The sequence below is a fragment of the Salinivibrio socompensis S35 genome (genome assembly GCF_000513715.1).
In the GTDB taxonomy this organism is placed as follows: Bacteria; Pseudomonadota; Gammaproteobacteria; order Enterobacterales; family Vibrionaceae; genus Salinivibrio; species Salinivibrio socompensis.
The window spans coordinates 19753-30290 of record NZ_AQOD01000014.1 but is presented as its reverse complement, the minus strand read 5'-3'; the positions used below and the strand labels follow the sequence as shown (position 1 = coordinate 30290).

11 protein-coding genes and 1 pseudogene are annotated in these 10538 nt (G+C 47.8%); 5 read left to right on the top strand and 7 right to left on the bottom strand.

Going from position 1 to position 10538, the window contains the following annotated elements:
* A pseudogene (locus DZ54_RS23935) lies at nt 1-194 on the bottom strand (IS4 family transposase); the annotation flags it as partial.
* Nucleotides 195-453: 259 nt separating this feature from the next.
* Here DZ54_RS23935 and DZ54_RS0102095 point away from each other — a divergent pair.
* Both DZ54_RS0102095 and DZ54_RS0102090 read left to right on the top strand, forming a co-directional pair.
* Nucleotides 454-858 (top strand): antitoxin Xre-like helix-turn-helix domain-containing protein, encoded by a 405-nt coding sequence (locus DZ54_RS0102095; protein WP_025672940.1) that lies wholly within the window; start codon nt 454-456, stop codon nt 856-858.
* Nucleotide 859: 1 nt separating this feature from the next.
* The gene (locus tag DZ54_RS0102090; RefSeq protein ID WP_025672939.1) at nt 860-1549 is read left to right on the top strand and encodes an RES family NAD+ phosphorylase; all 690 of its coding nucleotides are present in this window, start codon (nt 860-862) and stop codon (nt 1547-1549) included.
* Nucleotides 1550-1875: 326 nt separating this feature from the next.
* Here the strand turns inward: DZ54_RS0102090 and DZ54_RS0102085 are convergent, their stop codons facing one another.
* Both DZ54_RS0102085 and DZ54_RS0102080 read right to left on the bottom strand, forming a co-directional pair.
* Nucleotides 1876-2415, bottom strand: a complete 540-nt coding sequence (locus DZ54_RS0102085) for an RES family NAD+ phosphorylase (RefSeq protein WP_037353335.1) — start codon at nt 2413-2415, stop codon at nt 1876-1878.
* Nucleotides 2408-2770, bottom strand: coding sequence for a hypothetical protein (locus tag DZ54_RS0102080; RefSeq protein WP_025672937.1), 363 nt, complete (start codon nt 2768-2770; stop codon nt 2408-2410). The genes DZ54_RS0102085 and DZ54_RS0102080 overlap by 8 nt, the downstream gene beginning before the upstream one ends.
* A gap of 252 nt (nt 2771-3022) precedes the next feature.
* On the opposite strand from DZ54_RS0102080, the gene DZ54_RS0102075 reads away from it, so the two are divergent.
* Complete coding sequence (locus tag DZ54_RS0102075; protein WP_164831539.1) at nt 3023-3913, top strand: TPR end-of-group domain-containing protein; 891 nt, start codon at nt 3023-3025, stop codon at nt 3911-3913.
* 44 nt (nt 3914-3957) lie between these two features.
* Here DZ54_RS0102075 and yciH read toward each other — a convergent pair whose 3' ends face one another.
* Together yciH and DZ54_RS18275 are read right to left on the bottom strand one after the other, a co-directional pair.
* Nucleotides 3958-4281, bottom strand: a complete 324-nt coding sequence (gene yciH / locus DZ54_RS0102070) for a stress response translation initiation inhibitor YciH (RefSeq protein ID WP_025672935.1) — start codon at nt 4279-4281, stop codon at nt 3958-3960.
* A 145-nt stretch (nt 4282-4426) separates the two neighbouring features.
* Nucleotides 4427-4711, bottom strand: a complete 285-nt coding sequence (locus DZ54_RS18275) for a DUF3319 domain-containing protein (protein ID WP_240473892.1) — start codon at nt 4709-4711, stop codon at nt 4427-4429.
* A 209-nt stretch (nt 4712-4920) separates the two neighbouring features.
* Between DZ54_RS18275 and DZ54_RS0102060 the strand changes: the two genes are divergently transcribed.
* Nucleotides 4921-5874, top strand: a complete 954-nt coding sequence (locus tag DZ54_RS0102060) for a tyrosine-type recombinase/integrase (RefSeq protein WP_025672934.1) — start codon at nt 4921-4923, stop codon at nt 5872-5874.
* Here DZ54_RS0102060 and DZ54_RS0102055 read toward each other — a convergent pair whose 3' ends face one another.
* Nucleotides 5875-6879 (bottom strand): D-alanine--D-alanine ligase, encoded by a 1005-nt coding sequence (locus DZ54_RS0102055; protein ID WP_025672933.1) that lies wholly within the window; start codon nt 6877-6879, stop codon nt 5875-5877.
* 179 nt (nt 6880-7058) lie between these two features.
* Nucleotides 7059-7556 carry an SPOR domain-containing protein gene (locus tag DZ54_RS23925; protein WP_025672932.1) on the bottom strand — a complete coding sequence of 166 codons (498 nt, stop codon included), beginning with the start codon at nt 7554-7556 and terminating at the stop codon, nt 7059-7061.
* A gap of 284 nt (nt 7557-7840) precedes the next feature.
* On the opposite strand from DZ54_RS23925, the gene DZ54_RS0102045 reads away from it, so the two are divergent.
* Entirely contained in the window at nt 7841-10534 is a 2694-nt protein-coding gene (locus DZ54_RS0102045) for a bifunctional acetate--CoA ligase family protein/GNAT family N-acetyltransferase (protein ID WP_025672931.1), read from the top strand.
* Nucleotides 10535-10538 lie beyond the last annotated feature (4 nt).

Genomic DNA, 10538 nt, shown 5'->3' with positions numbered 1-10538 from the left:
AACAGGCGATCCATCCGCTTTATGTTGTGTTTAGTTCTAGCTTGGCAAGGTAAGTTGCGACCAAGTTCGGTAAGCGTAAGCGTGTTGCTCTCAAGCAATGCTCGGCAAGCTAACATCAAGCTATTAAGTCGCTTTAAATGCAGTTCAGGACAGAATTGGTAGAGAGAGTCATGTAAGATATTGAGTTCGCACATCTTGTTGTCTGATTATTGATTTTTGGTGAAACCATTTGATCATATGACAAGGTGTGCATCTACCTTAAATTGATGATTTTTATCTAAATCATCAGGGGATTCCTCAGTGCAATACGGTGATCGTTCATACAGTTGCGAGGTTAGCTCAATCCAAGACGAAAGGATGTAGCAAGCTGCGTAAGATTCGTCTGTCTCATTATGGACAAAATTATATATTAAGTCCACAATGAGAATATATAAGTATGAAATGGTGAATTATATGACAGCAGCACAAGCACTAAAGGCGGCAGACAAGAAGAGAATGGCTCAAGTCGGCTTCAAGGCTGCTGTAAAAATAATGGAAGGATGGGGATGTACCGGAGCAGACATGCAGAGAATTCTTCGCATACCAAGGTCTACGTTCCAAAAGTACAAGGCTAACTCAGACACTATATCTATGGATGATGATCAGCTTGAGCGTTTAAGCTACATCGCAAACATCCACGGTAGCCTTCGAATCATCTTCGACAACCAAGAGAACGTTCAGGGTTTCATGTCGATGGAGAACAAAAACGCTTACTTCGAAGGGCGGACGCCTTTATCTACTCTTAGTAGCGGCAAGTTCGCTGATCTTTACGAAGTGTTCTGCCGTGTCGACGCGTTACGTTCAGGTCAGTGGGGGTAGCATGCCGAATGCGAGAGAAAATCAAGCGGTAGGTTATAGGCTCATCCCGTCTAAGTACCCGACGATTGACTTGTTTGATGATGTCCTTAATCCGGAGGATGACTTTGAGGTGATGTATCAACTGCAAGCATTGACGAATCCACGTATTCTCGACGAAGTGGGCGATGTCTCTCTAATTAAGCCGGAAGAAATCCCGTACTACTGTGAGCATGGTCGTAGCTATGCTGTCGCTGCCTTTACTCACATTAACCGTGATGGCTCACGTTTCGCTGATGGTAGCTTTGGGATGCTTTATATCGGTGACACCGAACAAACCGCGCTAAAGGAAGTCATGTATCACCAGCGCAAGTATTGGGCTGGCGTTAATGGGCTTCATTATGATCGATTGGTGTTTAGGGCGCTTCGTTTCACATTTGATGACGATAAGGTGATTGATGTGTGCGACAAGCCAATGACAGATCCAATCTACGACCTTATCGATTACTCCGCGGCACAGGCGCTTGGTCGTCAGGTTCGGCAAGATGATGCATTAACAGGGATCCGCTACAACTCAGTGCGAAATGAAGAGAGGAGCTGTTGGGCGATGTCTACGCCACAAGTCGTTAGCGACGTCATCCAATGCTTCCATGCAGAAATGATTTGGAACGGAAAAGAAATCAGTCAGGTTGAGAAGATTTGTTCAATGGACTAACCGACACGATGGCATGTTAACAAACCCAACATAAGTGCGCATTATGTATGTTATGTTAAATAAAGTATTTATAAGATGAATATTGGCATCGATAAGGCAAGCGCCTTGATTTCCCGCCTCCATTTTCTCTCCCCCTTGAGTATTCTGACGCGACGATTCAACATAAGTGCCCATTTACCATAAAATAGCTTATCACCACTTTCTTTAATCAACTCAGCTCAAGTGTCCCGCTTTAGCTAAGGTGCTTCAAGCGCGTGGCGATAAGCATCGCGGTGAGCTGCCGGTTTGTCAGACGTTGGGCGTGTCGTCCATATTGATACGTGGCGCTAGTAAGATGATGGCGGCAGCCGTTCAAAGTCATCGATCACTTTAACCATATTGGGTGGCGTATCATTCCACTGCCAAAATACGATGTTTTTCATCTCTCGGGTGGCTCCACGCGCAAAACTGGGCACAATAATGGCGTTGACCTTTGCGCTGATAAGTTGTTTCGATAAGTGCCAACTATCGGGTGTTTGGTTATGGGTCATTTGTTCTAACCAAGCGCAGCTTAGTGCTGAAGGCTTAATACCACAGTTTAGAAGCACCGTTTCATCGGTAAGATCGATTACATTTTCACAGTCGACATCATACTGACATATTGTCAGGGGTTGAGCTTTAAAACGAAACCCCTGCTGAGCCTCTACCCATGCACCCGATTGAGACAGTGAGGTATACAGGGCTACAACACCTTTTGGGTTATACCGCCCACCGTTGCGCCTTGCCCCTTCCCCACAGTTAGGCGCGTATGACCAGCGAGGATTATGGCCACGAAATACCGCACCTTTAAATTTGAACAGGTGTTCCTGTAGCTTTTCTTTACGCATAACCGCCTTCGCTCATATGATTGAGGTAGGCTCTGACCGCATCCATCCGATCGTGTTTAACCAGTTGCTCTGCCGTTAATCCGCCAAACTCTGGCAACCCTTCACTCCGATACCATGCGTAGGCATGAAATTCATTTCCCGTCCACGGAAGGATTCGGTTGATCACTTCTGTGCAGTTACGTAGTTGTTGTTGTGCCTTGATCGTTGAATATCGTTCGGTGCGGCTCAGCGTGGAATAAGGTAATCCAGACAACGACGCAATCTCTTTCAAATTTGTATGGAAGAACGCGGCCATTTTGCTCGGTTCAACGATACCTTCTGCGTTCATGACGACATCTAAAATTGATGTGTTCATCACTATCACCATGTCAGTTAAATTTGACTTATATACGTCTAATATGGGTGACACTTATCCTATTGTCAAGCTGGCGGAAAATACAGCAGAACAGTAGGAGTTCACTGTGCTGGAGACACGAGTCACGGTTCGCATCGGGCGACGGATTGTGAAGTGTCATATTATGTGCGAATTCCACCCGTTAACCTTTTTAGGTTCAGTCAGGTTTGCTACAGTTCACCGGTCATCAGATCACTCATTATAAGGATAACCATGAAAGCGCACATTTGGGCTTTTTTGCTCGTGGCGTTAGCAAGCTTCGGTGCTGCCGCTCAGGACGAAAACGATGTGAAGCATACAAAGGCGACCAAAGAGGCAACATCTTACGCCGAGCAAAGTATTTACGATAAGCCATTAATGGAAAGGTATGTTCTGGATGAGATCCGGAACCTACGAACCGATTTCCAGGCGCTAGAAAAACGAATGGTTATAGAGATTACTGATCGTGAGCTCGATGTAGCCGATAAGTCACTGAACTACGCCAATGTGACCGTCACCTACTTCTTTTATCTTATCGCCGGTGCGGCATCGCTTATTGCCCTAGTTGGTTGGCAATCGCTACGTGATATAAAAAACAATACCAAAGAGCTGGCGGATCAACAGTTATCTGAAATTGCTGAGCAATATGAACGCAAGTTCCAAGCGCTAGAGCGAGACTTGAAACGTAAAACGCGGATTATCGCTGAAAATAACAAAGAAATTGAACGCATTAACGAAATCCATAATTTGTGGTTGCGTGCACAGCACTCACAAACGCCAGAGCAGCGGATGGAAATCTATAATGAAATACTTAAAATCCGCCCTGGCGATCTCGAAGCGCTGACCCACAAAGCGGATGCCGCGATGGAAATGGGAGAATACCATTGGGCATTAAGTATCAGTAACCGTGTGTTGGAAGTGGATGAGCGAAACGCTAACGCCCTATTCCAACGCGCTTGTGCGTATGCTAGGTTAGGCGCTGAGGACCAAGCTGTGTCTGATTTGGAGCTGGCGATAGCTCAGAGTGCTTCATTACGTGAAGCAGCCCGAGAAGAAGCTGATTTTGAATCACTACATGGCCATGAGCGATTTGATCTGTTGATTGATCCTGAAGGGCAAATTTAAGTAACAAAAAACCAGGCAGCGGATGTTGCCTGGTTTTTTCTCTTCTATCCACCGGCCAGTTTTACGGTGTGTCCTTTCTTTTCTAAGTGCACTTTGATGTTATCGCGCTTATCCCCTTGAATTTCAATCACGCCTTCTTTCACTGAGCCCCCACAACCGCATACTTTTTTTAGCTCGGCCGCGAGCAGTCTTAATTCCGCGTCATCAAGGTCTAAGCCAGTCACTAAGCTGACCCCCTTGCCTTTACGTCCTTTTGTTTGGCGCTGGATACGAACAATGCCGTCCCCTTTAGGGCGGTGAGGCTTTTGGGGTGCTTCTTTGATTTTGCCAGATTCTGTCGAGTAGACTAAACGATTTTCGTCAGACATGATTGTGCTTCGTTAAAAAATTTACACTAATAGTACCAAAAGCAACGCTGTGTTGGCAGTCGCTAAGCGCGTAGCTGATCGCCATTCTTGTCGATAAAAAGCTTTAACCCTGGGAGAGAGCCTTTCATCAGTTTACCTCGGACAATCATATACCAGCCTTTTCATCTTTTTCTGGATCGTCGTTCATAATGCGAAAGCCTTTATACTCTTCGACCTGATGCGTTGGCGGAGCGTCGTCCTCTTCCTCATCAAAATCAGCGGGATTGACGAAGGTATTGGTGTCAGCCCACCACTCGATTGATTTTTTCACATTGTGCAAACTGCCAGATATCGACTTCCCCCCTAGTCTCGCGCGATAAACCTCTGTGGCTTCGTTTCCACCTTCTGATTTTTCAATCGTATAACCACGATGAAAAAGGCGTCGGGTCATGGTTTATTCCTCCCGCTAATCGCCGAGTGCATCTTATGAATTGAACTACGGCTTCGGTTCTGTTTTAGACTATTATCATCCCTACTTCGAGCGATTTCATTAACCTAGTGCATTACAAGACCAAGGACTGAGTAGAATGAGACTTATGTCTAACATTTGTCACGAATATTTGTTAAAGTAAAAACAAATATTAAAAGTTATAGTGCATTATGAAGAAGATATTACCCCTTGATCCAAAATATATATCAGCAAGCTTGTCTCTTTTTAATCAAGGGCAAGTCAGTTTGGTTGAATGGGCGATATTGACTCAGGACGCTTACAGTCGCAATTCATTATTAAGTTATCGTAATGACTGGCGTGTGTTTGTCGCTTTCTGTCACGAGCAAGATGTCACCGCAATACCTTGTGCCGTCACGACATTGCGTCGATTTGCTGAGCTGTGTGCTCAACAACGTAAAATCTCGGCCATTCGTCGCATCGTGGTCACCGTTGGACTGGTGCATCGATTACATCGGCAACGCGATCCCAGTAAACATCGTGAAGTTAAATACGCGATGGCACGGTTACTTCAGGCTAAGCTGCCTGAAAGCAAAGAAGCCACCCCCTTTCAGGCTCATCATATGACGCAATTAAATGCGCAACTCGCCGGCTCAAAAAGGCTACGCGATCTTAGAGACCGGTTGGTGTGGTCACTCTCTTATGAGGGGCTGTTGAAACGCAGTGAACTCGCCGCACTCACTACTGACGATCTCATCACCCAATCGGGGCAAACATTTATATTGGTCAGCGATCAGCGGGTGCCATTGAGTGAGCAGACAGCAATGTTACTTGCTCAGTGGTTAGGTAAAACAGGAATAAATCATGGCCCGCTGCTTCGCAGAATCAATAAACATGGCCATTTAGGTGGCGCGGCATTAGATCCCTCATCGATTTACCGAGTCTTTCGCCGCGCGAGCAGCTTGCTTGATGAATCGGTGACTTTTTCTGGGCAATCTCCACGCGTTGGGGCAAGCCGAGCCTTAGCCAACAAGGGGATGACCATCAAACAAATCCAGCATCTCGGCCGCTGGAAAAGCCCAGCAATGCCCGCCCAATATGTCGGTAACACGGTCGCCAGTGAACAAGCTAAAGCGCGATACCGACGTAAGAAGCCAACGGAATAACTAGCTCACTCGCCGTCCTGTTGCATGGGTAATACGTGACGCCAAATATTCGTGAAACGCTAACCCATGATGCTCAATTAATTTAGGGAACATTGAAATCGGCGTCATCCCTGGAAATGTATTGATTTCATTGACTAATATCGTGCCGTTCTCAGTCAGGAAAAAGTCAATACGCGACATGTCTTTTAAACGAAGTTGCTTAAAGGCTTGATGGGCATAATCACGAATACGCGCCACTTGTTCCTCGCTGAGGTCGAAGACGTCAATCTGTGTATTGCTCGAGCTCCCTTCACTGTATTTCTCTTCGAAAGTATAAAAACTGCCTTCTGGACAACGTATTTCCCCCGGCTTGGTGACAATAATCTCTTCGCCAACCTGGAACGCGGCCACTTCTAGTTCGCGAGGCTTAATGGCTTTTTCGATCAAGACTTGGTCAGAGAAGGTAAACGCATCCGCAATACATTTGGGCAGTTGCTCTTCCTCGGTAACGTGATAGCAGCCCACACTGGATCCTTGGCTAGCCGCTTTAACGAACACGGCTTGATGCTCGGCAAAAAAGGCGGCGACATGTGCCATGCTTTTTTCATTTTGATCCGTGATAAACACATACGGTGTGTTTGGAATACCCAGAGCATCAAACCATAACTTAGAGGTGATTTTATTGAAGCAAATTTGGCTGCCTTCAGGACCACACCCTAAATACGGCAACCCCGTGATCTCGAGTAGCGATTGAATATCTCCTGTTTCACCTGGAAAACCGTGGAAACACGGGACAACATAGTGAATTTGAGTGTGTTCAACCTTGCTACAAAGCATGCCATCGGTATCAAGATGACAGCGCATTCCATCGTTAAGGTGCCACCCCTCTTGGGTCATTTCGACTTTGTGGACCTTGACTCGGGGAAGTTTGGTTAACTGTGCTTCAATATACTGGGCAGAAATCAGCGAGATATCGTGCTCCGCACCGCCACCACCGCATAGCAAAAGCAGGTTTAGTTTCGTCATTGTTTTCTCTCATCACGTGTATCGACACGTTACCGGAACATTAGCGTCATAGTAGACAAATGCGGATTCGCTTTCACCTATCGGCGCTTATTTGTCGATATTTTACAGTCTGATTGCTGCGGGTTTGTTCAAAGCTGACCCAAAAGCCAGCTTTGACAGTGACAGGAAGGGTTACTGGATTAATTAATGCGCGTCATTTCAGGCGTTGATGATCGTTTAATGTCTGCGATATCACGCACAAAAGGACCATATTGCTGGATGGTTTGCGGTAATGCCCTGATAGCGCGCTTTGCTGCATCCCGTGATGGGTACTCACCATACAACAAGGTATACCAAGGTAAGCCGTCTACCATTTTCTTGTTGCTCCAAAGCGGCTGGTTACTCGGGAGACGTTTTGCGTAATCGCTAAACCCTCGATCATGGCTGAGCGCAACCACTTGGATGGTATACCCTGGCCCTTGGCTTGACGCTTTCATGGTTTGTTTTTTCGGCGCCGGCTCAACGTTCGCTTTCGGCGCTTGTTTGGCCACGTTGTCTTTCGGTTGTGGTGTTGATGTTTGAGCAGTCTCGCGCGTGTTGGTTGACTCAATGGTCTGACTATAGATTTCAGTGGTAACACCACCGCCACTGCACCCTGTTAGGAGCACCGCGATGGCCAGTAAGCCCAATTTTTTCATTGTGATTCTGTCAGTTATCCAAATTTCTTTCATTGTGCCCCCGACCTGATAGCCATTCAACCAAAAGTTAGCCTCTCACTCGAGGTTTCCGGTGATAGCTCACAGATAGTTGCGTTAAACGACGTGATTGAGTGTATCTCAACAACCCATTTCTGCCATACCCAGATCACATTGCGTTAAAAAAGACCGTTGATTTCAGCGCTGACCGATAGACTGGCTTCAGATCTTAACGTATTGATATGCCCTCGTTGATAACTCTGGGCTCGCCTTTCTCGGAGGAAACCATGGCTGGTATCGATCAACTTCTCAAACCTAAATCTATCGCGGTCGTGGGTGCATCAGACCGCAGCGGCCGCGCTGGCTACGTTGTCACCCGCAACTTACAATCCGGCGGATTTCAAGGTCCCATCATGCCGGTCACGCCTAAGTATCAAGCCGTGGCCGGGATTTTGGCGTATAAGACGATCGCCGACCTACCACTTATCCCTGATTTAGCGATTCTCTGTACGCGCGGAGAAACGACGCCTGAGCTGATTGAACAGTTAGGAGAAAGTGGTGTAAAGCTAGTCATCGTGCTCGCCGCTGGCATGCGCGGCCAATTCGACGCACATGGCGACAGTCAGTACACGCTAATGCAAAGTATTGCACAAAGATACACAATGCGGGTGCTTGGGCCCAATAGCTTGGGCATGATTTTGCCTTGGCTTAACCTCAACGCATCATTTGCCCCCGTGCCGGCCAACAAAGGTAACATTGCATTTGTGTCTCAATCGGCCGCAGTCTGTACCACGATTTTAGATTGGGCGCGTAACAAGCGCATCGGCTTTTCAACCTTTATCTCGTTGGGCGAAGCTTGTGACATAGACTTTCCCGAATTGCTCGACTTTTTGTGTCGCGACAGTAAAACCGACGCCATTTTGCTCTACGTCGATTCGATTCGCGACGCGCGACGCTTTATCTCCGCAGCCCGAGCGGCCGCCCGGAATCGTCGTATTCTGGTGTTGAAAAGTGGCCGTACCCGCGGTGGTTCAGTCGCTCTGGAACAACTGAGCCAGACAAGTACAGGGTTAGATGCCGCTTACGATGCCGCGATCCGGCGCTCGGGGATGTTGCGTGTGAACAATACGCACGAGTTATTTGCCGCCGTGGAAACGCTATCTCACTCCGTTCCTTTGCGTGGCGAGCGCCTCGCGATTATCACCAACGGTGGCGGACCGGCAGTGATGGCCGTCGATACGCTCATGGATGCTGGCGGTAAGTTAGCCACCTTAAGTGACTCAACGTTGGACGCACTTAATCAGGTATTACCTGCAAGCTGGTCGCGCACCAATCCGATTGATCTGGTCGGTGATGCGGACACGCAGCGTTACCAAGCAGCAGTGGATATTGTTTTAAACAGCGATGAGGCTGATGCGGTTCTGATTATGCATTCCCCGTCAGTGACGGCGCCAGGGCTCAATACGGCAAAAGCGATTATCGAGTCATTGAAAGCACATCCCCGCGCGCGACGCTTTAATATTTTAACCAATTGGCAAGGTGAAGGAGACGACGCCACGGTGGCAAGATTGGCGTTCACGCACGCCGGCTTTCCTACCTACCGAACGCCTGAAAGTGCCGTAACCGCTTATATGCATCTAGTGGAGTATCGACGTAACCAAAAGCAATTAATGGAAACCCCCACCTCAACCGGGCTAATGGACTATGACTTATCGGCCGCACGGACGTTTATCGAACAAGCAGAGGATATTGAGCATCTCACCCTGACCACCCACGAAGTACGACCTTTTTTAGAAGCCTATGGTATGCAGGTTATGTCGACTTGGCTGGCTACCGATGCCGTGGAAGCGGCCCAAATAGCGGAACAAGTGGGTTATCCTGTTGCTGTGAAGCTTCGTTCCCCGGATATTCGCCATAAATCCGATGTCCAAGGTGTGATGCTGAATTTACGGACTGGAGCCGAGGTCGCCAATGCCACGCAAGCGATCCTAGATCGCGTGTCTGTCACCTTTCCTCATGCTCATATCCAAGGGCTACTGATACAGTCGATGGCGCCTCGAGCCGGCGCACAGGAGTTACGCGTTACCATCAGTAACGATCCCGTTTTTGGTACCATCATTTTGTTGGGAGAAGGTGGATCTGATTGGGATGTCACTAAAGATGCCGCGGTGGCAATCCCTCCTCTTAACATGACATTGGCACGCTACCTTGTGATTGGCGCGATTAAAGGCGGCAAAATCAAGCAACGCGGCTTTCCCGTCTCTATTGATGTGCCTCGTTTATGTCGATTTTTAGTGACGCTGTCACAAATGATCATTGATTGTCCGGAAGTAGATGAACTCGATATCCATCCACTCCTGGTCGCGGGCGAGGAGCTCACGATTCTGGATGCGTCACTGCGGTTGCGAGATTACGCAGGCAGCCAACAAAAACGCTTGGCCATTCGGCCTTATCCTAAAGAATTGGAGCAGTCGATCACGCTTAAAAACGGACACACTATTTTGCTGCGCCCTATCCTTCCTGAAGATGAGCCAACCCATAAGGCCTTTGTCGAAAAAGTCTCCGAGGAGGATTTATACCGCCGCTTTTTCTCTGACGTTGGTGAATTGAATCACGAGGCGTTAGCCAATTTAACCCAAATCGACTATGACCGCGAAATGGCTCTGGTGGCAACGTCCCAACAGCCTTCCGGTAGAGAAGAAATCTGGGGTGTGGTCCGTTTATTAGCCGACCCTCAAAATACAGACGCGGAGTTTGCCGTCTTAGTCCGCTCTGATCTAAAAGGAATTGGTTTAGGGAGTGTGCTTATGGACACCATTATCCGCTACGGCCGTCAGGCAGGCTTATCTCGTATCACCGGAATGACCATGCCCAACAATCGAGGAATGATTACGCTCGCACAGAAATGCGGCTTTAGTATTGATGTTCAAATGGCCGATGGCATTGTCGACATGCAACTGCCTTTGCTGACCGACCTATAGGCTG

Excerpts from the sequence above, each read along its gene's own strand:
- DZ54_RS0102095 (WP_025672940.1), top strand. The coding sequence starts at position 454 with ATGACAGCAGCACAAGCACTAAAGGCGGCAGACAAGAAGAGAATGGCT.
- DZ54_RS0102090 (WP_025672939.1), top strand. The coding sequence starts at position 860 with ATGCCGAATGCGAGAGAAAATCAAGCGGTAGGTTATAGGCTCATCCCG.
- DZ54_RS0102085 (WP_037353335.1), bottom strand. The coding sequence starts at position 2,415 with ATGCGTAAAGAAAAGCTACAGGAACACCTGTTCAAATTTAAAGGTGCG.
- DZ54_RS0102080 (WP_025672937.1), bottom strand. The coding sequence starts at position 2,770 with ATGAACACATCAATTTTAGATGTCGTCATGAACGCAGAAGGTATCGTT.
- DZ54_RS0102075 (WP_164831539.1), top strand. The coding sequence starts at position 3,023 with ATGAAAGCGCACATTTGGGCTTTTTTGCTCGTGGCGTTAGCAAGCTTC.
- yciH (WP_025672935.1), bottom strand. The coding sequence starts at position 4,281 with ATGTCTGACGAAAATCGTTTAGTCTACTCGACAGAATCTGGCAAAATC.
- DZ54_RS18275 (WP_240473892.1), bottom strand. The coding sequence starts at position 4,711 with ATGACCCGACGCCTTTTTCATCGTGGTTATACGATTGAAAAATCAGAA.
- DZ54_RS0102060 (WP_025672934.1), top strand. The coding sequence starts at position 4,921 with ATGAAGAAGATATTACCCCTTGATCCAAAATATATATCAGCAAGCTTG.
- DZ54_RS0102055 (WP_025672933.1), bottom strand. The coding sequence starts at position 6,879 with ATGACGAAACTAAACCTGCTTTTGCTATGCGGTGGTGGCGGTGCGGAG.
- DZ54_RS23925 (WP_025672932.1), bottom strand. The coding sequence starts at position 7,556 with ATGAAAAAATTGGGCTTACTGGCCATCGCGGTGCTCCTAACAGGGTGC.
- DZ54_RS0102045 (WP_025672931.1), top strand. The coding sequence starts at position 7,841 with ATGGCTGGTATCGATCAACTTCTCAAACCTAAATCTATCGCGGTCGTG.